This window comes from Psychromarinibacter sediminicola, assembly GCF_029168335.1.
GTDB classification, from domain to species: Bacteria; Pseudomonadota; Alphaproteobacteria; order Rhodobacterales; family Rhodobacteraceae; genus Psychromarinibacter; species Psychromarinibacter sediminicola.
Genome location: NZ_JARGYC010000002.1, coordinates 69,617 through 94,216, shown reverse-complemented (window position 1 = coordinate 94,216; position 24,600 = coordinate 69,617). Strand labels below are relative to the sequence as shown.

Genomic DNA, 24,600 nt, shown 5'->3' with positions numbered 1-24,600 from the left:
CTGATATCTGAAAGTTATCGAATTGCGGCTGCTGGTCTCGCGTCACCTTGAGAATTTCCTGGCCCTGTACGACGCCCGGAACATGCATGTCGCCGCCGAGCGAAAGGGCATCAGCCAGCCGGCGCTGACGAAAAGCCTCAGGATTCTCGAAGACGATCTCGGGACCGAGCTCTTCGTGCGAACGCATAGCGGGCTCGAGCCGACCAATGCCGGACGGGCGCTTTTCCGGCATGCGCGGGTGATCGACCAGGAAGCCCGTTTTGCCGAGCTGGACGTCCGGGACGTGCATGACACCATGGGCGGACGCATCCGGATCGGCGTCGGCCCGGTCCTTGCGGTCAGCACCTTCCCGCCGATCCTGGCCGCGTTCCATCGGCGGTTCCCCAAGGTCGAGATTTCGGTCGAGACGGGCATTTCCAACCACCTCGTCGACGGGCTGATGCGCGAGGAATTCGACGTGGTCGTCGCGGCGCTTCCGGAAATGCCGCTTCCCGACCGCTTCGCCGCCTATCCGCTGTACACGACCGGCATGGCCGTCATCTGCCGCCGCGGGCATCCGCTGGAACGGCAGGGAACGATCGTCCGCGACGATCTGGATGGCTATGGCCGCGTCGGGTTCGTCGAGGATCGCGAGTTCGAGAAGAAGGCGCGGCGCGTCTTCGGGGCCCATGCCGACCAGCTTCGCCCGATCGTGCAGACGACATCGCTGACCGTCATGTTCGGTATCCTTGCCGCGACGGACTATTATGCGATCGTCAGCTCGATGATCGTGCCGCGGGCGGAACGCGAGGGGCTGGCCTCGTTCAGCCCGGAGGACGGGCTGTGGTCGCTCGAGATCGAGCTCATGTGCAAGGCGTCGCTTGCCAATACCAGGCCGGTCCGTGTCCTGCGCGATGCGCTTCTCGCCAGTCCGGCCCTGCCGGGATCGGTGCACGGATCGACCGATTGAATGCGTTCGCGCACGGCTGTCGTGCATCCGCATCTCCGGCCGGAAGGCCGGGGCGTTCGGCGGTCTCCGGGTCCGATCTGCATCGGGTTCTTGCGATCCGGTCCATCCGGCTTTCTCATGACAGGGCGACCACGCAGGAGGAGACCCGAGATGCGCGCCATGGTTCTGGAGACCCCGCAGCAGCCCCTCGTGCAACGGGAGTTCGAGCCGCGCCCGGTCGCGGAGGACGAGGTGCGGATCGCCGTCGAAGCCTGCGGCGTCTGCCGCACCGACCTGCATGTCGTCGATGGCGAGCTCACGCACCCGAAGCTTCCCCTCGTCCCCGGGCACGAGATCGTCGGGCGCGTGACCGAGACCGGCGCGGGGGTCAAGGGCTTCGCGCAGGGGCAGCGGGTCGGCGTGCCGTGGCTCGGCCGGACCTGCCACAGCTGCGCCTATTGCCGGATGGGGCGGGAGAACCTCTGCGACGATCCGGGGTTCACCGGCTATACCATCGACGGCGGCTATGCCGAGGAATGCGTCGCCGCCGCCGACTACACGTTCGCGCTGCCCGAGGGCCCGTCGGCCGAAAGCCTTGCGCCGCTGCTCTGCGCCGGGCTGATCGGCTATCGCTGCCTGCGCATGGCCGGCGACGCGCATCGCCTGGGGCTCTACGGCTTCGGCGCCGCGGCGCATATCCTGGCGCAGGTCGCGCGCCACGAGGGGCGCGAGATCCACGCCTTCACCCGGCCGGGCGACCACGCGGCGCAGGAGTTCGCCCGCAGCCTGGGCGCCGTCTGGGCCGGCGGGTCGGACGAAGCCCCGCCCGCCGCGCTGGACGCGGCCATCATCTTCGCGCCGGTCGGCGCGCTCGTCCCGGCCGCGCTGAAGGCCGTGCGCAAGGGCGGTGTCGTCGTCTGCGGCGGCATCCACATGAGCGACATCCCCGCCTTTCCCTATGCCGACCTGTGGGAGGAACGTGTCATCCGCTCCGTCGCCAATCTCACCCGGCAGGACGGCGAGGAATTCTTCGCGCTTGCGGCGAAGACCGAAATCGAGACGACCGTTGTGCCCTTCCCGCTGGAACAGGCCAACGAGGCGCTCGACGATCTGCGGTCGGGCCGGCTGCAGGGCGCCGCCGTGCTCGTTCCGTAAGCGTCGCCCGGCGACGGGCGGCACGCCCCCGCGCGACCGCGATCAGGAGGCCTCTCGCGGGATCGAAACGGTCCAGTCGTGCTCGCGCTCCATCGTACCGTCGCACCAAGCCCGCAGCGTCGCCGAGATGTGGTAGGACTGCGCGTCGCAGGTCAGGCGCGTCCAGGTCTCGGTCTTCACGGCCCAGCCGTCGCGGGACATCTCGTGGACCCAGGTCACCTCTCCCTCGGCCGAGGTCGGGTCGGGCGGCAGGACGGAATAGCGTTCCTGCCCCTCGGCGGAATGGAAGAACTGGTGCGGCTCGATCGTGGCGGCGCCTTCGTGGTCGCGCACCTCCACCGTCAGCCTGCCGCTGTCGAGATCCTCGCTCACCCGCCATTCCGAGCGCGGAGCCTCGTGGAACGACACGTCGAGCGGTGTCCCGGCGCGGGCCGGGGGGAAATCGGGCATCCGCGGCTCCGGCCCGGACCGCAGGGGCAGGACGAGATCCGACTCGCCCGGCAGGACCGTCAGCGTCACCGGCTCCGGCGTCGGCCAGGCGATGGGAAAGTAGCTCGTCGACAGCGACAGGCGCAGCCGGTGGCCCGCCCGCAGCGTCTGCGCGATGTGCTTGAGCGGAACCTCCACGGCAAGATCCTCGCCCGGCACCAGCGGGGCGGGATCGGCATGGCCGTCGCGGTGGTTGAGATTGAGCAGGCCGTAGCTGACGCGGCTCGCCGTCCCGCCCGGCGCCACATCGACGAGGCGGGCGGCGATCTGCGCGACCGGCCGGTCGACGCGGCAGCGCAGGCGCAGGCGCGCGTCGCCGACGATGTGGATGTCATCCTCCAGCGGCGCCGTCTCGAAGACCAGGCTGCCCGCATCGTCGCGGCGCTGGTCGCCCGGCTGGTCGCCCGGATGCGCGTAGGAGCACCATTTGCCGCCATGCAGCCCGACCCAGAGCGGGGAGGAGACCGAGAGGTCCGCGCCCGGCGTGCCGGACCCGCGGGTCAGGCTCCGGTCCGCCCCGAGGCCGAAAGCGACCGGTTCGACATTCGGCGAGGGCCAGGCGGGTTCGGCGATCCAGTGGCCCTCGCGCGCCGTGTAATGGCTGCGCGGTTCGGCCGGATCCTGCAGGAACAGGCGCAGCGGTGGCTCGTCCATGATGCCCGTCTCGCGCCCCTTCAGCCAGTGATCCCACCACCGTGTCTCCTCCGAGAGCCAGTCGATGGCGGGGCCCGGCTCGCCCAGATGCGGATAGCGGTGCGCCCAGGGTCCGATGATGCCCTTGGCCGGGCTCTTCAGCTTCTCGACCAGCCGGAAGACCGACCGGCAATAGCCGTCGGCCCAGCCGGAGACCGCATAGACCGGCACCTGGATGTCGTCCCAGTTCTCGCAGACCGAGCCGTGCCGCCAGAAGGCGTCGCGCGTCTGGTGGCCGAGCCAGGTTTCCAGCCACAGCCCGGACTCGTCGAGCCGCCGGTGCCACATCTCGCGCCATTTCTCGCCCACATGGGTCGGGTCGGGCGGCAGGGTGTTGATGCCGAACATCACCGAGGCCCAGGACAGCTGATCGCATAGCGGCACGCCGCCCATATAGTGGATGTCGTCGGCATAGCGGTCGTCGGTGGAGCAGATCGTCACCACCGCCTTCAGCGCCGGCGGGCGCAGCGCCGCGAGCTGCAACCCGTTGAAGCCGCCCCAGGAGATGCCGACGATCCCCACGCCGCCGTCGCACCAGGACTGGTCGGCGATCCAGGCGATCACGTCGCAGCCGTCGGCCAACTCGATCTCGGTGTATTCGTCCTCCATCACCCCTTCGGATTCGCCGGTGCCGCGCAGGTCGACGCGGACATAGGCATAGTCGCGGGCGGCGAGCCACGGTGCGCGGGCGGCGTCGCGTTCCAGCGTCTTGTCGTTCTTGCGATAGGGGATGTATTCGAGGATCGCCGGCACCGGCGCGGCCTCGGCCCCTTCGGGCATCCAGATCCGCGCGGCCAGCAAGGTGCCGTCGGGCATCGGGATCTCGACATGTTCGAGTTCCACGACGGGGCGGGGCAGGTCGGTGTCGATCTTCATGGGGCGGTCTCCGAACGGGTCGGCGCTTGCCTACTCTGTCGGGTCCGAAAGCGCCAGCGCGCTCAGTCGACGATGTCGGTGAATTCGTAGTTCAGCCGCTTCATCACCTGCTCGTAGTTCCACAACAGCTTCGAGGTCGTGCTTGCGCCCATCCAGAGCGAGGCGACGGCATAGCTGTAGGCGTCCTGCTCGGGCAGCTCCGACAGCTTCATGCCCTTTGTCAGGTTGGAGACGATGCGCGTGCCCTCGACCTGCTCGGCGGCCACTTCGACCTCGGCGCGCGAGGGGGCGCGGGCGACCGTCGCGTCGCTGAAGAAGACGCGATAGAAGAACTCGGCCGCCACGTTCTGCGTGCCCTGGCTGCGCGGCATGTCCGGCTTGCGACCAAGCCCGAGATCGACCGCCACCTGCTGGTGGCTGACGCCGTCGACCGTCTCGAACAGGTCGCAATGCGACTGGGCGATGCGGGTGTTGATCTCCAGCAGCCAGATCTGGTTGTCCACCTCGTCCCAGAAATACTCGATGTTGAAGGCCGCGTTGTCATAGCCGATATGCGCCATGACCTTTTGCGATATCTCCCACATCTGGTCCTGCACGCGGCGCGGCAGGGCGGACGGGTAGAGATAGTAGAAAAAGCTCAGCACCTGCGGGTAGCGGATCGAATCCACGGTGCCGTAGCAGGTGACCTCGCCATCGTGGACATAGCCCTCGACGGTGCATTGCCGCCCGCCGATCACCCGTTCGGCCATGCAGTAATGGCCTTCGATGGCGCGAATGTCGTCGGGCAGGTCGGCCTTGTCGAGCACGGCGTTGAACGGCTCGGATATCTGGCCGATCTCGGCGCGCAGCTTCTCGATCGCGTAGTCGAAGTCCTCGGGGCTGTCGATCCGGAAGCCCAAGCGCGAGCCCGAGGACTTGATCGGCTTGACGAAGAACGGAAACCGCAGGTTGGCCTCGCCGATCTTCGACAGCGCGTCATCGTCGAACGGGTCGAAGGCGGTGAAGGCGGGCACGTGGTCCGGGATCACCTCGGCCATCACGCTGCGCGACCAGAACTTGTGCTCGCATTTGAGAAGGCTCTCCAGCGAGGTGTTGGGCGTGCCGTACTTGGCGCTGAGCAGCGGCAGCATGGTCGAGACCGGGAAATCCATGTAGCCGACGATGGCGTCGATCGAGCCGTCGAAGGCGTCGAGCGTCGCCTCGGCCTCGGCCAGCATCGCGGGGATGTCGAATTCCTGCGTCTCATAGACCTGGGCCGGCGTCAGCAGCGGATGGAACGTCACGTCCTCCACGCCTCGCAGCCGCTTGAGTCGCTCGGCGTTATAGTCGTTCAGGCCGACGACGAAGACGTTCTTGGTCATATATCCTTCCTCCCGCGCCAATGGGGCGGCGCGCTTCTGTCGTGTCTCAGGCCTGGGCGAGCTCGGCCTGGTGGGGAAAGCTGCGCCCCTTCAGCCGCTCGGTGGTGCCCTCGATGTCGTCGATCAGCAGCAACAAGAAGTCGCCCCGCTGCGCCTCTCCGATGGCCTGCGCCACGGCATCGTGCTCTTGCATGACGGTCTTGACGGTACAGGACGTGCCGGCGCCGGCGGCGCCGTCATGGATCAGCTTCGCGGTCTCGCCGGTCTCGCGGCCGCGCGAGTCCGTCTCGAAGACGTAGAGCGTGTCGCACATCCGGGCAAGCTGCGCACCGAGCGCGGCGAGATCCTCGTCGCGCCGGTTGCCCGGGGCCGAGGCGACGCCGATCCGGCGCTGGGTGGCGAGCCCGCGCACCAGCGGCTCCAGCGCTTCGAGCGCCGGCACGTTGTGGCCGTAGTCGATCAGGCATTTCACCCCGTCGGCCTCGAAATAGTTGGTGCGGCCGGGCATCTGCGTCGGCGTCGGGTGGAAGGTCGTCAGCCCCGCCCGCACGTCGTCGATCTCGACCCCGTGGGCGATCGCGGCGGCGGCGGCGGCCATGGCGTTCTGCACGTTGAACCGCGCGTGGCCCTCGAAGGCGATGGGCACGTCGTTGACCTCGCAGATGTCGACGGTGACCTTGCCGCGCAGCATGATGATCTTGCCGTGCCGCACTGTCAGCACCATGCCCGCCTCGCTCAGGTGGGTTTCAAGCTCGGGATTGTCGGGATCCATCGTGAAATAGATGATCTCGCCCCGCGCCCAGTAGGTGCCGTGCTCCATCACCAGCGGATCGTCGGCGTTCAGCACGCAATAGCCGCCCTCGCGCTTCACCGCGTCGACGATGACGGTCTTGCAGCGCGCCAGCTCGTCCAGCGTGTGGATGTCGCGCTCGCCGAGGTGGTCGGAGGCGATGTTCAGCAGCACGCCCACGTCGCATTCGTCGAAGCCCAGGCCGCGCCGCATGATCCCGCCGCGCGCCGTCTCCAGAACGGCATGCTCCACCGTCGGCTCGCGCAGCACCGCATGGGCGGCGGCGGGGCCGGAGTAGTCGCCGCGCAGGATCACGTGGTTGTCGATCTCGACCGTCCCGGTACAGCCCATGCCGACGGAGGTGCCCGCCTGCCGCAGGATATGGCTGATCAGCCGGGTCGTGGTGGTCTTGCCGTTGGTGCCGGTGATCGCGGTGATCGGGATGCGCCCGTCATCGGTCGGGTCCGGGAACAGCATGTCGACCACATGCTCGCCCACCGGCCGCGGCGTGCCGTGGGTCGGGGCCATGTGCATGCGGAAGCCGGGGCCGGCATTCACCTCGACCACGCCGGCCGACTGCTCCTCCAGCGGCCGCGACAGCGTCTCGGCGAGCAGGTCGATCCCGATCACGTCGAGCCCCACGAGCCGCCCGATCCGCTCCATCGCGAATTTCACTTCCGGGTGCACCTCGTCCGTCAGGTCCATGGCGGTGCCGCCGGTCGAGATATTCGCGGTGGATTTCAGGAACGCGATCTCGCCCTCGGGCAGCACGGTCTCCAGCGTCAGGCCCGCCTGTTCCAGCATCCGGTGGGTCTGTTCGTCCACGTGGATCTGCGTCAGGAGGTTCTCGTGGCCCACGCCCCGTCGCGGATCGGCGTTCTCGCAGTCGATCAGCGCCTGGATCGTGCTCCGGCCGTCGCCGACAACATGCGCCGGCCGGCGGCGTGCCGCGGCGACGAGCCGGCCGCCGATGACCAGGATGCGGTGATCCTCGCCCCGGATGTAGCTTTCCACGATGACGCCGTCGGACTCCTCGCGCAGCCGCTCGACCGCCGCGTCGTAGCCCGAGCGCAGATCCTCCATCGAGGCGATGTCGGTCGTCACGCCGCGCCCGTGATTGCCCGACAGCGGCTTGGTGACCACCGGCCAGCCGATCCACTCGGCCGCCTCTTTCGCCTCTTCCCAGGAATAGCAGTTCTGCCCCTGCGGCACGGGCACGCCGGCCTCGCCCAGGATCTGCTTGGTCCAGTCCTTGTCGTCGGCGATGGAGTGCCCGATGATCCCCGAGGCGTCGGTGACCGTCGCCTGAAAGCGGCGCTGCTTCACCCCGTGACCCAGTTGGGTATAGCTCGTCCCCTCGGTCAGGTTGGAAAACGGGATGTTTCGCGCCTTGGCCGCGTCCACGATGGCACCGGTCGAGGGCCCCAGCGCGTTGGCGTCGCGCACCTCCTTCAGGTGGTCGATATACGGCTGCAGGTCGACGTCTTCGCCGTCATAGAGCTGCTGCGCGATCGCCACGGCCGCTTCGCCCGCCGCAAGACCCGTGGCCTCGTCGCGGTAGCGGTAGACGACGTTGTAGATGCCCGCGTCATAGCTGTCGACGGTCTTGCCGTAGCCGACCGAGAAGCCCACGAGGTTCTGCAGCTCGATGGCGAGATGCTCGACCATGTGGCCGGCATAGGTGCCGTTGCGCACCCGCTGCAGGAATCCGCCGGCCTCGCCGACCGAGCAGCGGTGGTCGTAGATCGACGGGATCAGCGCCTCCAGGCGCTCCGCCAGGCCGGCAACCTCGTCGCTCGGCCGCTCCTCCAGCTCCTCGATATCGAGCCGCATGTAGATGGCTTGATACCGGCTGTAATAGTTGGGTCCGCGCAGCGCACGGTGTTCAAGTATACGCAATCCTTGGCTCCAGGCTGTTCGCCCCGAGCTCTTCCGGCCCGAGGACCCGCCGGTCGCTCAGGCTGTATCCATACCCGTCGACCAGCGCATGCATCGTGACGTTGTGGACCGTGACGGCCTCCCCATCGTCAAGCTCAAAGACATTCGAACCGGTGATGTTCGAACTGTCAACGAGGATGATGTGACCGGGGCCAAAGGCAAGTATTTTGTCGTCATCAAATAAGACGGCGGCGTCCTCGCCGATGCCGACGCCAAGGAATTCAGGGTTCGTGGCACCCACTTCCATCAGCCGCGAGAAGCGGCCGCGTTCCAGGAAATGGGTGTCGATGATCACCCCGTCGACAAGCCCGAACCCCGCCGCCATCTTCACGGCGCCCTTGCGCAGGCTGTCGGTGGCGGCGCCGCCATAGACCATGGTGGAGGACTGGCAGGCCGCCCCGGCGCTGGTCCCCGCGACGACCGCGCCCTCGGCATGCCGCGCCCGCATCGCCTCCAGCACCGGCGAGCCGCCGAGGATGTTGGTCAGGCGCATCTGGTCGCCGCCCGAGATGAAGATCACGTCGGCGCGCTGGATCATCGCGATGAAGCGCTCCGCCGCGGCGTCGCTCCGGTCCCGTATCCGGATGTCCAGCACCTCGGACGCGCCGAGCGTGGTAAAGACCGTCTCGTAGCCCTTGAACACGTCCTCGGGGATCGCGCTTGCCGTGGTGATGACGCCGACGACCGGGGATTTGGTGGCCGAATAGGTCAGCACCCGCTTCAGGATTGCCGCTTCCTGCGACTTGTCCTCGGCGCCGCCGATCGCGATGAGCGGCCCCCGTATGGGCACGTTCGCTTGCATGTTCATCTCATGACCTTTGGTTCGATCACCCTTTCCTACCCTGTGCCCGAGTGTAGCACCATACCGGGAAAAGCATACTCCCCCTCCAAAGGATTGACGTTATGGTGTGCTCCTGCCACTAAATACGCCATTCGGGCGCGCATTTGCCGCCTATCTTGGCCGGTCCGGCCGGGGCGACAACCGCAGGAGGCTCCCATCGGCTACACGCTCGCGATCCACGGCGGCGCCGGAGTGATCCCGTCCGCCCGCATGACCCCCGACCGCGAGGCCGAGACCCGCGCCGGGCTGGACCGCGCGCTGCGCGCCGGCGAGGAGGTGCTGTCGGCCGGCGGCACGGCGCTCGACGCCGTCACCGCGGCGGTCTGCGTGCTGGAGGACGAGCCCTTGTTCAACGCGGGCCGCGGCGCCGTCTTCACGCGCGACGGCCGGCACGAGATGGATGCGGCGGTGATGAACGGACATGACCGTCGCGCAGGCTGCGTGGCGGGCGTTCTCGGGCCGCGCAACCCGGTCCGGCTGGCGCGCTGCGTCATGGAGCGGTCGCCGCACGTCCTGATGATCGGCGACGGCGCCCTGCGCCTGGGCCGCGCGGCCGGCATCGAGGAGGCGCCGGCCGAGTATTTCTTTACCCAGGACCGGTACGACGCCCTGCTAGAGACGCTGCGCATGGAGGCCGAGGGCACGCTGGACGACGACCCGGCCCGCCGCCACGGCACGGTCGGCGCCGTGGCGCGCGACAGCGCGGGCGGGCTGGCCGCGGCGACCTCGACGGGCGGCATGACCGCCAAGCGCCCCGGCCGGGTCGGCGACACCCCGTTGATCGGGGCCGGGACCTTCGCCGACGACCGCACCTGCGCCGTCTCGGCCACCGGCGACGGCGAGGCGTTCATCCGGCTCTGCGTCGCGCACGAGATCGACGCCCGCATGCGCCTTGCGGGCGAATCGCTGGCGCAGGCCGCCGCGCATGTGGTGGGCCACGAGCTTGCCGCGCTGAACGGCTCCGGCGGCCTCGTCGCCGTCGATGCGGCGGGGCGCGTCGCGGCGCCGTTCAACTGCGAGGGGATGTATCGCGGCTGGACCGGCGACGACCTGGAGCGGACGATCGCCATCTACTGAGCCGCCGCCGGCGCCCGGCGGGCCGTCACACCCCCAGATGCCTCTCGCTGATCTCGGCGGACAACTCGTCCATTCCGCCGGTCCACACGCTGCGCCCGCGCGCCAGAACGACGCCCCGGTCGCAGGCCGCCCGCATCTCCCGCAGCGACTTGTCGATCACCAGAAGGGCCATGCCGGTCTCTGCCTTCAGCCGCCCGATGGCCGACCAGATCTCCTGTCGCACCAGCGGCGCCAGCCCCTCGGTCGCCTCGTCCAGGATCAGCAGCCGCGGGTTGGTCATCAGCGCCCGGCCGATGGCCAGCATCTGCTGTTCGCCCCCGGACAGAGAGGCCGCCTGCTGCCCGCGCCGCTCCGCCAGCCGCGGGAACAGCTCGGTGACGCGCACCATTTCCCATGGGCCGGGCCGCGCGGCGGCGGTCAGGTTCTCGGTCACCGTCAGGTCGCGAAAGCACCGCCGCCCCTCCGGCACCAGCCCGATCCCCAGTCGCGCAGCCCGGTGCGCGGGCAGGCGGGTCAGGTCGTGGCCGTCGAAGACCAGCGTGCCGCTCGCGGGCAGCATCCGGCAGATCGCCTTGACGGTCGTGGTCTTGCCCATGCCGTTGCGGCCCATGAACGCGACCGCCTCGCCCTCGGCGACCTCCAGGTCCACGCCGAACAGCGCCTGGCTGGCGCCGTAGGAGGCGGCGACGCTGTGCAGCTGCAACAGGCTCATGCGGCGTCTCCGAGATAAGCTTCGCGCACCGCCGGATCGGCCCGGATCTCGTCCAGCGTGCCGGTCGCGATGACGCGGCCGTAGACCAGCACGCTGACCCGGTCGGCCAATGCGAAGACCGCGTCCATGTCGTGTTCCACCAGCAGGATCGGCGCCTCCCGCCGCAGCGAGCCGAGAAGCGTGGTCAGCCGCTCCGATCCCTCGCTGCCCAGCCCCGCCATCGGCTCGTCCATCACGAAGGCGCGCGGCGCCAGCGTCAGCGCCACCGCGACTTCCAGCAGCCGCCGCTGCCCGTGGCTCAGCTCCGCCGTGCGCACCGCGGCCACGTCGTCCAGTCCGACGCGCGCCAGCGCCGCCTCGGCCCGGTCGCGCAGGGAGCGCTCGGTCAGAACGCCGCGCAGGAACCGCCAGGGCCGCCCCGACGCCCCCAGCGCGCCGAGCAGCGCGTTCTGCAGCACCGTGTCCTCCATCGCCAGCGCCGAGATCTGGAAGGTCCGCGCCAGCCCCATCCGCGCCCGCGCCCGGACCGGCCGCGCCGTCACGTCGCGCCCCAGGAACTCCACCCGCCCGGCATCCGGCGCCAGCCCGCCGCAGATCTGCGCGATCAGCGTCGATTTGCCGGCGCCGTTCGGCCCGATCACCGCATGGATCTCGCCCGCGCGCAGGTCCAGCGAGATATCCTCGCTCGCCGTCACCGCGCCGAACCGCTTGGTGATCCCCCGGGTGGACAGAACGACCTCAGCCATGCGTCCGCGCCCGTCCCGCCACGATGCCCACCAGCCCGCCGCGCCCGAACAGCACAACGGCCAGCAGGATCAGGCCCAAAAACACCTGCCAGTAGTCGCTGAGATCGCCCAGGAAATGTTCGAGGATCACGTAGAGCCCGGCCCCCACCACCGGCCCGAACAGCCGCCCGACGCCGCCGATGATGACGAAGACCATGATCTCGCCCGACATCTGCCAGCTCAGCATCGTGGTGCTGACGAAGCGGTTCAGATCCGCGAACAGCGCCCCCGCCAACCCGGTGACCGCCCCGGAGATCACCAGCGCCACCAGCTTCACGCGCGTCGGGTCGAGCCCCACCGTCTCCACCCGCTGCGGCACCTGCCGCGCCGCGTTCAGCGCCAGCCCGAACGGCGACCGCGCCAGCCGCCAGTTCAGGGCCAGTACCGCCAGCAGCACCATGAGGCACAGCCCGTAGAACTGCACCGGCACCAGCGTGTTCAGTCCCGGAAACCCGTTGCGCACATAGATCGACAACCCGTCCTCGCCGCCATAGGCCGGCCAGGAGATCGCGAAGAAATAGACCATCTGCCCGAAGGCCAGCGTGATCATGATGAAATAGACGCCCGAGGTCCGCAGCGCGAGCACCCCGATGACGAGGGCCGCCAGGGCCGAGGAAATCACCGCCACCAGCCAGATCACCGGCATGGATTTCGTCCCCGGGATCGCCAGCGCCTCGACCAGCGGCGTATAGCTCTGCGCGTGCCAGGCCAGGATGCCCATCGCGTAGCCGCCGACGCCGAAATAGACGGCATGCCCCAGGCTCACCATGCCGCCCAGCCCCAGCGCGATGTTCAGCCCCACTGCCGCCAGCGCGAAGATCACCGCGCGCGTCGCCAGGGTGATGGTGAATGGCTCCCCGGCCCACAGCGCCCAGCCCGGCACCGCCACCAGCGCCAGCAGCACGGCGGCGTTCAGCATCGCCTCGCGGTTCATGCCTTCGCCCCGTAAAGCCCCGTGGGCCGCCAGACCAGCACCGCCGCCATCAGGATGTAGATCGCCATCGAGGCAAAGGCCGAGCCGGTCGCCGTGGCGCCTGCGGCGTCGTCGGTGAAGAGCTTGAACAGCTCCGGCAGGAAGATGCCGCCCAGCGTATCGGTCAGACCTACCAGCAGCGCGCCCACCAGCGCCCCCTTGATCGACCCGATTCCGCCGATCACGATGACCACGAAGGCCAGGATCAGCACCGGCTCGCCCATCCCCACCTGCACCGACTGGATCGCGCCCACCAGCGCGCCGGCCAGCCCGGCCAGCCCCGCGCCCAGCGCGAAGACCAGCGTGTAGAGCTTGCCGATATCGACGCCCAGCGCGGCGATCATCTCGCGGTCGTTCTCGCCGGCGCGGATACGGATGCCGACCCGCGTGCGCGTGATCAGCAGCCACAGGCCCAGCGCCACGAGCAGCCCCACGCAGATCAGCGCCAGCCGGTAGAGCGGATACTGGATGCCGCCGGGCAGCGTCACCGGCCCGGACAGCCAGTCGGGGATGTCGAGATACAGCGGGAACGACCCGAACAGCCAGCGGGTGCCTTCCGAGAAGATCAGGATCAGCGCGAAGGTCGCCAGCACCTGGTCGAGGTGGTCCTTGTCGTAAAGCCGGCGGATCACCACCAGCTCCACGATCGCCCCGGCCAGCGCCGCCGCCACCAGCGCCGCGCCCAGCGCCAGCAGGAACGACCCCGTTGCGCCGGCCACCGCCGCCGCGGCGAAGGCGCCGATCATGTAGAGCGACCCGTGCGCCAGGTTGATCAGCCCCATGACCCCGAAGATCAGCGTCAGCCCGGCCGCCATCAGGAACAGCATGACGCCGAACTGCAGGCCGTTCAGAACCTGCTCCGCAATCAGGATTGGAGACATGGGAAGCTTCCGTAAGGCGAGGGGCCCGGCCGGCGGCCGGACCCCGTCAGGCTCACATCGAGCACTCTTCGGTATAGGCGTTGGCGCGGTCTTCCATTGCGATGCCGACGATCTTGTTGGTGAAGATGTCGCCCTCCTTGATCACCTCGCGCACGTAGATGTCCTGGACGGGATGGTTGTTCGAGGCAAAGCCGAACCCGCCCCGCACGCTGTCGAAATCCGCCTCGCCCAGCGCGGCGCGGAACGCCTCGGTGTCGTCGATGTCGGCCTTGTCCATCGCCGACAGCAGCAGGTTCGCCGTGTCATAGCCCTGTGCCGCGTAGATCGACGGCAGCCGGTCGTATGTCTCCTGGAACGCCTCGACGAAGGCCGCGTTCGCCGCGTTGTCCAGGTCCTTGGACCAGGTCGAGGTGTTGTTCACGCCCAGCGCGGCTTCGCCCACAGCCTGCAGGATGCCCTGGTCGAAGGAGAAGGCCGGCCCGACCACCGGCAGGTCGATCCCCGAATCCGCGTATTGCTTGAGGAACGAAATCCCCATCCCGCCCGGCAGGAAGAAGAAGATCGAATCCGCGCCCGAGGCGCGAATCTGCGCCAGCTCGGCGGCATAGTCGGTCTGCCCCAGCTCGGTATAGATCTCGCCGGCCAGCCCGCCTTCGTAGAACCGCTTGAACCCGTTCAGCGAATCGTGCCCGGCGGGGTAGTTCGGCGCGAGGATGAAGGTGTTCTCGTAGCCTGCATTCGTCGCATGCGCGCCGGCGGCCTCGTGCAGGTTGTCGTTCTGGTACGAGACCGAGAAGTAGCTCGGGTGGCATCCCGGCCCGGCGAGCTGCGCCGGCGCCGCGTTGGTCGACAGATAGAACAGCCCCTGCGCCGTGGCCGAGGGCACCACGGCCATCGCGAGGTTCGACCACACGATGCCGGTCAGCACATCCACTTGGTCCGACTGGATCATCTTGTCCGACAGCTGCACAGCCACGTCGGGCTTGCGCTGATCGTCCTCGACGATCACCTCGATGTCGTCGCGCCCGGCCATCTCGATGGCCAGCATGAACCCGTCGCGGGTGTCGATGCCCAGGCTCGCGCCGCCGCCCGACAGCGTGGTGATCATCCCGACCTTGACCTGCGCCTCGGCGCCGGCCGCGGTCAGCGCCGCCAGCCCGGCGGCCGCCAGAAGTGTCTTCATGTTCATCTTCGATCTCCCTGTCTTGTTCATTTGTCCGGTCCCGCGGCTCGGCCGGGGCCGTTTCCTTCACCGATACTCCAATTTCCCCGCTTGAACACAAGCCGTCCGTTACGATTTCGTCCGCACCGGGGCCGAATACCGTATAAACGGGCAGGGGACGATGCATGGGGGGGACAGGCATGGACGATTTCGACTGGACCGACGCCTACGAGAACGGGGCCTACATCCCCGACGCCGCCAGCTACCCGCCCGCCTGGCAGGCCGCGGCCGAGGCGTTCCGGGCAGAGCATCCCGACGCCGAGCTCGACCTCGCCTACGGCACGCACGAGCGCCAGAGGCTCGACCTGTTCCGCCCCGACGGTCCGCCCGCCGGCCTCGCCGTCTTCGTTCACGGCGGCTACTGGATGAAGTTCGACAAGTCGCTCTGGTCGCATCTCGCCCGCGGCGCCCTGGCGCGCGGCTGGGCGGTGGCGCTGCCCGGCTACCGGCTGGCGCCCGAGGCGCGGCTGTCCTGGATCGCCGAGGATATCGGCCGCGCCATCGACCTGGCCGCGTCGCATGTCGACGGCCCGGTCCGGCTGGCCGGCCATTCCGCCGGCGGCCATCTGGTCGCGCGCATGGCCTGCCAGCTTTCCCCCCTGCCGGCCGCGCCCCGCCTGCGGCTCGCCGGGGTCCTGTCGATCAGCGGCCTGCACGACCTGCACCCGCTGCGCCGCACCGCGATGAACGACACGCTCGCCATCGACGACGCCGAGGCCGATGCCGAAAGCCCCGCGCTGCTGACGCCGATCCCCGGCGTGCCCGTGACAGCCTGGGTCGGCGCCGACGAGCGGCCGGAATTCCTGCGCCAGGCCCGGTTGCTGTCCGACGCCTGGCCCGACTGCAGGGAGGAGATCGACCCGGGCCGCCACCATTTCGACGTGATCGCCGGGCTGGAAGTGCCCGACAGCCCGATCACCCGCGCCTTCGTCGGAGAGACGGGGGCGGATTAGGGTTTGGCCGCTCCGGGCCGATCCGCTAAGCCGGACGGCAAAGAGCAGGGACAGAACCACATGACAGGAAGACCCGTCCTCATCCTCGGCGCGCGCTCCGACATTGCGATGGCCACCGCCCGCCGCTTCGCCCAGGCGGGCCACCCGCTGCAGCTGGCCGCCCGCGACCCCGCCGCGCTGCGCTCCGAGGCCGAGCGACTGGCGGCCGAGACCGGCGTCACGGTCACCTGCCACGCCTATGACGCGCTCGCCACCGAGGCGCTGGAGCCCTTCATCGACAGCCTGCCGGACCTGCCCGAGGTCGCGGTCTGCGCCGTCGGGACGATGAACGACCAGGCCACCAACCGGGCGGACCTCGCCGCGGCCACCCGCGACATCCGCTCGAACTTCGAAGGCCCAGCGCTGACGCTGGGCGTCGTCGCCAACCGGTTCGAGGCGCGCGGCAGCGGCACGCTGGTCGGCATCTCCTCGGTCGCCGGGGACAGAGGCCGCGCGTCCAACTATGTCTACGGCGCCGCCAAGGCCGGCTTTACCGCGTTCCTGTCGGGCCTGCGCAACCGGCTGGCGGGAAAGGGCGTGCATGTCGTCACCGTCAAGCCCGGCTTCGTCGCCACGAAGATGACCGAAGGCATGGACCTGCCCGCGCGCCTCACCGCCGCGCCCGGCCAAGTCGCCGACGCGATCTTCGCCGCCGTCGAGACGCGCCGCAACGTGGTTTACACCAAGCCGGTCTGGCGCTGGATCATGGCCCTTATCCGCGCCCTTCCGGAAGCGGTGTTCAAGAAGACCGATCTCTGAGCCGCCGATGTTGACAGGTGTCAAAGCGCACGGGCTTCCCGCGAGATAGCGTTGGCCGACCCAGTCAGGAGACATCATGGCCACCGCATCGGGCATATCGGAATTCGCGCGCCGCTTGGCGACGGCCCTGCTGACGATCTGTGCCTTCGCGGCCGCGGGTCGGGCCTCCTGGCCCGTCGTGGCCCTGCTTCAGGCGGCCGCCGTGGCGGCCTATGCGCTGATCCCGCATCGTCCCCGCCCGCCCGGCGCCTTCACCTACGACCGCATGACGTCGCAGGTCGTGCCCGACTGGCTCGGCTTCGTCCTGTCGGCGCTGTTCGCGGCGATCCCCGTCTGGGCCGCGCGCGCAGAGCCTGGCTGGGGCGCGGTTCACCCGTCGGCCGCGCTGCTGTGGCCCATGGCCGCGCTGTGCTCGGCCTTCTGGCTGATCGGAGCGGTCTATGCCGCCTGGTGGCTCCGGATCGACGACCATGGCCTGACCGTGCATTCCGCACGCGCCGAACGCCGCGTCGTCTTTGCCGACATCCGCGCGGCGACGCGCGGCCAGAAGGCCCTGCCGCGCTGGATGATCGCGCTGGCGCCCGCGCTGGTCGGCGCCGGCCGCTTCGGGGCCGCCGGCGCGCTGCTCCTGGCGCGGCCGCGCAACGGGCTCACGCTTCACCTGGCCGACGGCACCCGCCTGACCATCGCCGAGGACGCGCTCGGCGCCGGGCTCCGGGCCCTGCACAAGGCGCTCGCCAGCCACGGCATTCCCGACAACAACGAAAGGACCGCAACATGAGAAGACCCGCCCTCCGCCGCGCGCTGGGCGCCGCGGCGCTCGGCCTCGCGGTGATGGCACAGCCCGCCGCCGCCGCTTCCGGGTTCACGCCCATCGGGATCGAGACCGAGAATGCCGGCCGCCCCGGCGAACGGGTCACGCGGTTCACGGTGACCCCGGGTGCGGTCGACCACCTGTTGAAGGGGCGGGATTTCCTGCAGGACGGCGCGCTGGCCAAGCACTACTGGGACAACGCCCTGCAGAAGGGCCGCGAAGAGGCCGAGGCCGCCGCGATGGAGGGCTGGGCGTGGCTGAACTTCGGCATCGGGGGCACCGCCGCCGTTGGCACGCTGGCCGAGCACGGTGCCAAGATCGCCGCGCTCGGCAACACCAACACCGCCCTGACCAACCTGGGCGGCATCCTGGCCGCGCTGCAGGTGCTGATGGATCTGCACAACCTCGACAACAAGGCCGCCGGCATCAACGCCTACAAGGGCATCGTGGGCTTCGCCATCGGCCGGTTCGGCACCGCCGCGATGCAGCTGGGCTCCGTCACCTTCATCATGGTGGACTGGTCGCTCAACACCGTCGCCACGCAGGTCTGGGACGATCACACGAAGATGTGGGAGCGCGCCTATCGCAACTACTACGCCGTGATGGACGACGTCTATGCCGCGAGCACCGGGGACGACGACGCCTCCCTGTCGGCGCGGGCCTCCGCGATCCTGAACCGCAAGGAGGCGGGGCGGAGCAAGGACGACTGGCTGACGCTGGTCAGCTACTACTACCGGCGCTACGGCGACTCTCCGGTGGTGTTCAAGAACCGCCTGGACAACGACATATACCTCTACGCCAAGCGCGCCTGGACGTCCCAGCGGTTCCAGGAGGAGCTCCGCTACGACACCGGAGCCGACACCTGGACCTTCGGCGGCGGCACCTCGGCCACCATTGACCTGGACACCGACCTGTCCAACGACCTGCGCGCCAAGATCGAGCGGCGCTTCCGCCACGAGCTCAAGGCGATGCTGGCGCGCGACATCTTTCCCCTGATCGCCCGCGCGACGACGGAGAAGGCGCTGCGCGACGAGGTGGCGTGGCTGAACGCCGAGCTCAGGCCGGAGCTCAACGCGCCGCTGTTCATCTACGTCACCACCGAGGGGCTGGAAGAACCGGGCCGCCTTGCGCTGGTCAAGGGGGACGGCAGCGCCTGGTACGGCAACATCGCGCCCGGCGAATCGAAGCGCACCGGGATGACCAAGATCGCCTTCATCCGGAACGGCTTTCCCGACACGATCCGCCTGCACCACGCCGACGGGGTCGAGACCGAGACCTTCACCTTCGACGAAAGCGACACCGCGACCGTGCATTTCGTCGTCGAAAAGGACGCGGAGGACGAGGCGACACCGGACGAAGCGGGCGACGTCGCGGAGGAGGACACCCCGCCGCCGGAGGGCGGGCACTGGGTGCTGGTCGAGTCCTTCGGCAAGGTCCGGGAGGACATCGACAACCACGAATGCTACGACACCAGCGGCTCGATGTCGGACGGCAGCGGGCATTTCGCGAACGTCAAGCCGCGCTGCGGCGAAGCCTGGGATCCGATCTCGGCCGATGTCACCTGGACCCCGCCGCCGGCCGTGCTGGTGCCGGACCAGACCTACCCGATGTCCCTTTCGCTGCAGGCCGACTTTTCCGCGCGCTGGGGCGGGAGCGGCGCCTCGCTCAGCATGGATGTCGCCCATGTCGAATGTGGCTACGGGACGGGCGCCAGCCGCCGGATCAACGAAGACGACGTCAAGGCGGCCTGGAATTCGGACTTCTCCGCCGCGTGGTCGGGCGAGATGACCGCACCGGCGAAGGGCTATGGCGAAGAGACCGACGACGGCGCCATACGGTTCCAGATCAAGGCCGATCTCAACCCGGTAGGCTGCTACCGCTACATCTACGAATGGAAGGAGTGAGCCATGCGTTCCCTGGCCATTAGTCTCACGGCGCTCGTCCTGGCGGGGCCGGCGCAGGCGCTCCCGCCCGGCGTCGACGAAGCGGCCGACCGCTTCGACCGCTGGTCGCCCGCCGCCGACGTGCCGCTCGACATCGACACTGTGCTGCCCGAACTCCTCGAAGGGACCGGGCAGGTCGTCATGCCGGGACAGTATTCGCTCGACGGCCTGCCGCTCGGCCCAGAGGCGCCGCCGGCAGCCGAGAGCGGCAAGAAGGGCGACAGCACGGCCTCGGGCACGGTGCCCGACAGCCCGCCGGCCGACGACCCGCCCGCCGGGATCGCGGCGGACTGGCAGACCTACACCAACGCCCGCTTCGGCACGACCATCGACTATCCCGCCGCCCGGTTCGACCCAATGCCGCCGCCCCAGAACGGCGACGGCCGGTCGTTCGAGGCGCGGGACGGCGGCGGCTCCTTCGCCGTCTGGGGCAGCTACAACGCGCTGGAGGACACCCCGGCCGGGCGCATGGGCAGCTACCTCGCGGAGGGCGGGTTCCAGGAGATCCGCTCCGCCGCGCTGACGCCCGCCGGTGACGGCTTCACCGCCGAAGCCGTGCGCGACGGCCGCCTGATCCTGCACAGCGAGCTGTTCCGTGCCGGCACGATCCACGGCTTCCAGGCCGACATCGCCCCCGCGGCCGATGCCGCGCCCTATCGCCGGATCATGGACAGCCTGCGCGCCGTCGCGGTCTCCACCGACACGCCGCTGCCCACCGACCTGCCGGTGATCGTCCCGAAGCCGGAGCCGCCCGCGGCGACCCTGCCGCCGCCCCCGACCGGCGGCTACTACACCCCGGCGCGCGGCACCGCCGAGCGGTCGCAGATCATGGACGCCGCCCGCGAGGTGATCGTGCCCGAGTTGGGCCAGCGCGTGATCTTCCTCGTCTCCACCCTGCGCAGCGACGGGCGCTGGGCCTATCTCTCGGCCGAGCCGCTGCAACCCAACGGCCAGCCGCTGAACTGGCTCACGACGCCCTACGCGGCGGACTGGCGGGCCGATCTCATGAGCGACCTCGTCATGGTCCTGCTCGTGCGCGAGGCCGGGGGGTGGCGGGCCATCGACTATGTGATCGGTCCCACGGACGTTCACTGGTACGGCTGGATCGACCTCTACGGCCTGCCGGAAAGGCTCTTTCACGGCGGTTAGAGCCTGTTCGGGGGCCTGGCGCCTACAGGTCGGCGACGCTCTCCTTGGCGACGCCGACCGCCTTCAGCACCGCGAACAGCTCCAGTCCCGGCCGCAGCTCCAGAGCCTCCACCGACCGCCGCGTGACCCGGGCGAGCAGCCGGTTCGGCCCCGCCGACAGCTGCACCAGCGCCCCCGGCCCGTCGCCCATCCGGATCTCGCGCACCGTCGCCGGCAGGACGTTCAGCGCCGATATCCCCTCCGGCCGGGTCAGCGCCAGCATCACGTCATGCGCCTCCACCCGCACCCGAAGCGGGGTTCCCTCCGCCTGCGGCACGCGCGGCAGCCACAGCGTCAGCCCGTCCGCCTGCAACTCGCTCAACCCGTCGGCGTGATGCCGCACCACCCGCGCCTCCAGCATCGCGCCCGCCGAGCGCACGCCCAGCGGCGTCACCGCCGGGTCCGACAGCACCTCTGCCGCGGCGCCCTGCCGCGCCGCGCGCCCGTCCTCCAGCACCACCACGCTGGTGGCCAGCCGCGCCACCTCGGCCGCGGCGTGGCTGACATAGAGGATCGGCACCGCCACCTCGTCGCGCAGCCGCTCGAAATAGGGCAGGATCTCCGCCTTTCGCGCCTCGTCCAGCGAGGCGAGCGGCTCGTCCGCCAGGATCAGCTTCGGCGCCGCCAGCAGCGCCCGGCCGATCGCCACGCGCTGCCGCTCGCCGCCCGACAGCGCGCCGGGCCGCCGGTCCAGCAGCGCGCCGATCCCGAGCATCTCGACCACGCGGCCCATCTCCTCGCCGCCCGCCCCCTTCGGCGCGAAGCGCTGCCCGTAGGCCAGGTTGCGCCGCACGGTCATATGCGGGAACAGCCGCGCCTCCTGGAAGACATAGCCCAGCCGGCGCCGGTGCGGCGGCAGGTTCACCCCCGCCCCGCTGTCGAACAGCACGCGCCCGTTGACCGAAATGCGTCCCTGATCCGGCCTGAGAAGCCCCGCGACCGCGTTGACGACGGTGGTCTTCCCGGCGCCGGAGCGGCCGAACAGCACGGTGATCCCCGCCGGCGCCTCGAACCGCACATCCAGCGCCAGCCCGGGCAGCGCATGGCGGATATCGACCGACAGGCTCATGTCCCCGCCACGCGCTTCGCCACCCGGCGCGACAGCCATTCCGAGGCCAGGAGCGCCCCCATCGCGATGACGACCGACACGGCGACGAGCCGCAGCGCCGAGGCTTCGCCGCCCGGCACCTGCAGAAAGGCATAGATCGCCGAGGGCAGCGTCTGCGTCTGTCCGGGGATGTTAGAGACGAAAGTGATCGTCGCCCCGAACTCCCCCATCGCCTTGGCGAAGGCCAGGATCGCCCCCGCGATCACGCCGGGCAGGATCAGCGGCAGCGTCACCGTCCCGAAGACCCACAGGCGCGAGGCGCCCAGCGTCGAGGCGGCCTGTTCGAGTTTCGGATCCACCGCCTCCACCGACAGCCGGATCGCCCGGACCATCAGCGGAAACGCCATGATCCCGGCGGCCAGCGCGGCGCCGGTCCAGCGGAAGGCGAAGACGATGCCCAGCGGCTCTAGCAGCGCGCCCAAAGGCCCCCGCGTGCCGAAGGTCAGAAGCAGCAGGTAGCCGGTGACGACCGGCGGCAGGATCAGCGGCAGATGCACCAGCCCGTTGAGCAGCTGTTTGCCCGGAAACTCCCACCGCGCCAGCGCGACGGCCGTGACCACGCCCAGCGGCAGCGAGACCAGCGTCGCCCAGACCGCCACTTTCAGCGACAGCGCGACGGCCTGCCATTCCTCGGGGCCGAGCCAGTCCATGCGGCTCTAATCCGGCACGATGAAGCCCTGCGCCCGGAACACCGCCCGCGCGGCATCGGTTTGCAGGTGGTCGAGGAAGGCGGTGGCGGCCGGCGTTTTCCGCCCGGCGATCAGCGCGGCGGGGTAGGTGATGGGCGGGTGGCTGTCCGCGGGGAATGTGTAGACCGCGGTGACGTCCGGTTCCGCCGCGGCGTCCGTCGCATAGACGATGCCGTAGGGCGCCTCGCCCAGCGCCACCAGCGCCAGCGCCGCGCGCACGTTGTCCGCCTGCGCGACCCGGTCGGCCAGCTTGTCCCACTGCCCGAGGGATTGCAGCGCGGCCTTGCCGTATATCCCCGCCGGCACCGCCTCGACCAGCGCCATGGCGAGCCGGCCGTCGCCCAGCAGCCCGGCGATGTCCGGCGGGCCCGCCTCCGCCTGCGGCGCGTCGGCCCAGTGCCGGATCAGCACCAGCCGGTTGCTTAAGAGCTCGACGCGGGTGCCCGAGGCGATATGCCCGTCGGCCGCCAGCGTGTCCATCCAGTCGGTATTGGCCGAGATGAAGATATCCGCCGGCGCCCCCAGCCCGATCTGCCGCGCCAGCGCCGAGGACCCGGCGAAGGACAGGGCGACGTCGTGCCCGGTCTCCGCCTCGAACCCCGCGACGATCTCGTCCAGCGCCGTCTTCAGGCTCGCGGCCGCGAAGACGGTGATCCGGTCGGCGCGGGCCGGGACGGCGAGCGCGAAGAGCGCGAGAATGACGGGCAGGATCCGCATGGGCCGCGATACTGTGGCATCGGGGCGCGCGCCGCAAGGTGACGCATCGCTGCCAAAAGGAGCGCCTTCGGCGCGCACTCTTTCTTGTGCGTGCGAGGGGCCGGCCCCTCGCGCTCCCCGGAGTATTTCGAGCCAGAAGAAGCCGCGCTCGCGGGATCGGGTGGCTGGCCGCGCGCGGTCCTGTGGCACCGTTCCGCTTGCCCTTGCCGGGCGGCGGCGCTAGGCACAGGAGCATGGCAGCAGACGACCCAAAGACGCTGGTATCGACGGATTGGCTGGCGGCCCATCTGACCGACCCGGACCTGCGCATTTTCGATGCCTCCTGGTACCTGCCGGACATGGGCCGCGACGGGAAGGCGGAGTACGCCCGGGCGCATATCCCCGGCGCGCGCTATTTCGACATCGACGAGATTTCCGACCAGCGCTCGGACCTGCCGCACATGGCGCCGCCCACCGAGAAGTTCATCGCCCGGATGCGCGCCATGGGCGTGGGCGACGGGCATCAGGTCGTGGTCTACGATGGCGCCGGCATGTTCTCGGCCGCCCGCGTCTGGTGGCTCTTCCGGCTGATGGGCAAGACCGTCATCGCGGTGCTCGACGGCGGCTTTCCGAAGTGGCAGGCCGAGGGGCGGCCGGTGGAGGACATGCCGCCCGCTATGCGCGACCGGCACATTACCGTGGCCTTCCAGAACCATCTCGTGCGCGACGTGACCCAGGTCGCCGCCGCGTCGAAGCTGAAGGATCACGAGATCCTCGACGCCCGCGGCCCCGCCCGGTTCCGCGGCGAGGCGCCGGAGCCGCGGGAAGGCTTGCGCGCGGGGCATATCCCGGGCTCGAAGAACGTGCATTACGCGACGCTTCTGAACGACGACGGCACGATGAAGGCGCCGGACGCCCTGCGCGCGGTGTTCGAGGCGGCCGGCGTCGACCTGTCGAAGCCGGTGATCTCGACCTGCGGCTCGGGCGTGACGGCGGCGATCATCGACCTGGCGCTGGAGCGGATCGGGCATGACCGGCATTCCGTCTACGACGGCTCGTGGTCGGAATGGGGTATGTATGGCGACCTGAAGGTGGAAACGGGATGACCCGGGTCGCGGCGGGCACCGAGGTCGGCTACACGGTCACCTTCCTGGAGATGACCGCGCGGCCGCGCTGGCCCTATCCGCCGCAGCCCGCCGGCCGGCCCGCCACGCTGATCGCCGCGGAGGATCCGCCGCCCTGGTACTTCCGGGCGCTCTACGACGCGGTGGGGCGGGACTATTCCTGGGAAGACATCCATGCATTGCCGGAGGCGGTGCTGCGCGAGATGCTGCACGACCCGGCGGTGACGCTCTGGACCCTGCATCGCGACGGCTGGCCGCACGGGTTCTACCTGCTGGACGCGCGCGCGGAGGGCACGGTGGATCTCGCCTATTTCGGCCTGGTGCCCGAGGCGGTGGGCACGGGCCTGGGCACCTGGCTTCTGAAGACCGCCGTGCTGGCCGCCTGGGATCTGCCCGGCACCAGGAAGATGACCGTGAACACCTGCACGCTGGACCATCCCCGCGCGCTCGCCCTTTACCAGAAGGTCGGGTTCGAGGTGGTGCGCCGCGAGGACCGCAGCCGTGTACTGACCCGCGACCGCGACCCGGCGCGCATCCCCGACTGACCGTAGCGAAAGGCCGATACG

The 24,600-nt window shown here is 69.7% G+C and carries 22 protein-coding genes; 10 read left to right on the top strand and 12 right to left on the bottom strand.

Features of this window, described 5'->3' with window-relative positions; genetic code table 11:
- The first annotated feature begins 22 nt into the window (after positions 1-22).
- Together P1J78_RS01390 and P1J78_RS01385 are read left to right on the top strand one after the other, a co-directional pair.
- Positions 23-949, top strand: coding sequence for a LysR family transcriptional regulator (locus P1J78_RS01390; RefSeq protein ID WP_275565519.1), 927 nt, complete (start codon positions 23-25; stop codon positions 947-949).
- A gap of 150 nt (positions 950-1,099) precedes the next feature.
- Entirely contained in the window at positions 1,100-2,083 is a 984-nt protein-coding gene (locus P1J78_RS01385; protein WP_275565518.1) for a zinc-dependent alcohol dehydrogenase family protein, read from the top strand.
- 42 nt (positions 2,084-2,125) lie between these two features.
- Here P1J78_RS01385 and P1J78_RS01380 read toward each other — a convergent pair whose 3' ends face one another.
- The 4 genes from P1J78_RS01380 to P1J78_RS01365 form a co-directional block, all read right to left on the bottom strand.
- The gene (locus P1J78_RS01380; protein WP_275565517.1) at positions 2,126-4,141 is read right to left on the bottom strand and encodes a CocE/NonD family hydrolase; all 2,016 of its coding nucleotides are present in this window, start codon (positions 4,139-4,141) and stop codon (positions 2,126-2,128) included.
- 62 nt (positions 4,142-4,203) lie between these two features.
- On the bottom strand, positions 4,204-5,502 hold the full coding sequence (locus P1J78_RS01375; protein ID WP_275565516.1) for an ATP-grasp domain-containing protein: 1,299 nt from the start codon (positions 5,500-5,502) through the stop codon (positions 4,204-4,206).
- A gap of 46 nt (positions 5,503-5,548) precedes the next feature.
- The gene (cphA, locus tag P1J78_RS01370) at positions 5,549-8,191 is read right to left on the bottom strand and encodes a cyanophycin synthetase (protein WP_275565515.1); all 2,643 of its coding nucleotides are present in this window, start codon (positions 8,189-8,191) and stop codon (positions 5,549-5,551) included.
- A complete protein-coding gene (locus tag P1J78_RS01365) occupies positions 8,178-9,038 on the bottom strand; it encodes a cyanophycinase (protein ID WP_275565514.1) in 861 nt (286 codons plus the stop codon). Before P1J78_RS01365 ends, cphA begins: the two co-directional genes overlap by 14 nt.
- Before the next feature lie 135 nt (positions 9,039-9,173).
- On the opposite strand from P1J78_RS01365, the gene P1J78_RS01360 reads away from it, so the two are divergent.
- Complete coding sequence (locus P1J78_RS01360) at positions 9,174-10,148, top strand: isoaspartyl peptidase/L-asparaginase family protein (protein WP_309568075.1); 975 nt, start codon at positions 9,174-9,176, stop codon at positions 10,146-10,148.
- Between the two features lie 25 nt (positions 10,149-10,173).
- On the opposite strand, the gene P1J78_RS01355 is transcribed toward P1J78_RS01360, so the two are convergent.
- The 5 genes from P1J78_RS01355 to P1J78_RS01335 are packed head-to-tail and all read right to left on the bottom strand — an operon-like array spanning position 10,174 to position 14,688.
- Positions 10,174-10,860, bottom strand: coding sequence for an ABC transporter ATP-binding protein (locus tag P1J78_RS01355; RefSeq protein WP_275565513.1), 687 nt, complete (start codon positions 10,858-10,860; stop codon positions 10,174-10,176).
- Positions 10,857-11,606 (bottom strand): ABC transporter ATP-binding protein, encoded by a 750-nt coding sequence (locus P1J78_RS01350; RefSeq protein ID WP_275565512.1) that lies wholly within the window; start codon positions 11,604-11,606, stop codon positions 10,857-10,859. Before P1J78_RS01350 ends, P1J78_RS01355 begins: the two co-directional genes overlap by 4 nt.
- Positions 11,599-12,579, bottom strand: coding sequence for a branched-chain amino acid ABC transporter permease (locus tag P1J78_RS01345; RefSeq protein WP_275565511.1), 981 nt, complete (start codon positions 12,577-12,579; stop codon positions 11,599-11,601). Before P1J78_RS01345 ends, P1J78_RS01350 begins: the two co-directional genes overlap by 8 nt.
- Positions 12,576-13,499: a branched-chain amino acid ABC transporter permease gene (locus tag P1J78_RS01340; RefSeq protein WP_275565510.1), complete on the bottom strand. Its 924-nt coding sequence runs from the start codon at positions 13,497-13,499 to the stop codon at positions 12,576-12,578. The genes P1J78_RS01345 and P1J78_RS01340 overlap by 4 nt, the downstream gene beginning before the upstream one ends.
- Before the next feature lie 52 nt (positions 13,500-13,551).
- On the bottom strand, positions 13,552-14,688 hold the full coding sequence (locus tag P1J78_RS01335; protein ID WP_275565509.1) for an ABC transporter substrate-binding protein: 1,137 nt from the start codon (positions 14,686-14,688) through the stop codon (positions 13,552-13,554).
- Positions 14,689-14,861: 173 nt separating this feature from the next.
- Between P1J78_RS01335 and P1J78_RS01330 the strand changes: the two genes are divergently transcribed.
- From P1J78_RS01330 to P1J78_RS01310, 5 genes are all read left to right on the top strand, one after another.
- Positions 14,862-15,674 carry a hormone-sensitive lipase gene (locus P1J78_RS01330; protein WP_275565508.1) on the top strand — a complete coding sequence of 271 codons (813 nt, stop codon included), beginning with the start codon at positions 14,862-14,864 and terminating at the stop codon, positions 15,672-15,674.
- Positions 15,675-15,734: 60 nt separating this feature from the next.
- Positions 15,735-16,472: an SDR family oxidoreductase gene (locus P1J78_RS01325; RefSeq protein WP_275565507.1), complete on the top strand. Its 738-nt coding sequence runs from the start codon at positions 15,735-15,737 to the stop codon at positions 16,470-16,472.
- Positions 16,473-16,548: 76 nt separating this feature from the next.
- The gene (locus tag P1J78_RS01320; RefSeq protein WP_275565506.1) at positions 16,549-17,253 is read left to right on the top strand and encodes a hypothetical protein; all 705 of its coding nucleotides are present in this window, start codon (positions 16,549-16,551) and stop codon (positions 17,251-17,253) included.
- On the top strand, positions 17,250-19,190 hold the full coding sequence (locus tag P1J78_RS01315; protein ID WP_275565505.1) for a hypothetical protein: 1,941 nt from the start codon (positions 17,250-17,252) through the stop codon (positions 19,188-19,190). Before P1J78_RS01320 ends, P1J78_RS01315 begins: the two co-directional genes overlap by 4 nt.
- 3 nt (positions 19,191-19,193) lie before the next feature.
- Entirely contained in the window at positions 19,194-20,378 is a 1,185-nt protein-coding gene (locus P1J78_RS01310; RefSeq protein ID WP_275565504.1) for a hypothetical protein, read from the top strand.
- A 22-nt stretch (positions 20,379-20,400) separates the two neighbouring features.
- Here the strand turns inward: P1J78_RS01310 and modC are convergent, their stop codons facing one another.
- Genes modC through modA form a run of 3 tightly spaced genes read right to left on the bottom strand, consistent with a single transcriptional unit; the run spans position 20,401 to position 22,931 of the window.
- The gene (gene modC / locus P1J78_RS01305; RefSeq protein WP_275565503.1) at positions 20,401-21,486 is read right to left on the bottom strand and encodes a molybdenum ABC transporter ATP-binding protein; all 1,086 of its coding nucleotides are present in this window, start codon (positions 21,484-21,486) and stop codon (positions 20,401-20,403) included.
- Entirely contained in the window at positions 21,483-22,175 is a 693-nt protein-coding gene (gene modB, locus P1J78_RS01300; RefSeq protein ID WP_275565502.1) for a molybdate ABC transporter permease subunit, read from the bottom strand. The genes modC and modB overlap by 4 nt, the downstream gene beginning before the upstream one ends.
- 6 nt (positions 22,176-22,181) lie before the next feature.
- Complete coding sequence (gene modA / locus P1J78_RS01295) at positions 22,182-22,931, bottom strand: molybdate ABC transporter substrate-binding protein (RefSeq protein ID WP_275565501.1); 750 nt, start codon at positions 22,929-22,931, stop codon at positions 22,182-22,184.
- 233 nt (positions 22,932-23,164) lie between these two features.
- Here modA and sseA point away from each other — a divergent pair, with 233 nt between their 5' ends.
- Both sseA and P1J78_RS01285 read left to right on the top strand, forming a co-directional pair.
- Entirely contained in the window at positions 23,165-24,016 is an 852-nt protein-coding gene (gene sseA / locus P1J78_RS01290) for a 3-mercaptopyruvate sulfurtransferase (RefSeq protein ID WP_275565500.1), read from the top strand.
- Entirely contained in the window at positions 24,013-24,579 is a 567-nt protein-coding gene (locus P1J78_RS01285; protein WP_275565499.1) for a GNAT family N-acetyltransferase, read from the top strand. The genes sseA and P1J78_RS01285 overlap by 4 nt, the downstream gene beginning before the upstream one ends.
- The last annotated feature ends 21 nt before the right edge of the window (positions 24,580-24,600 follow it).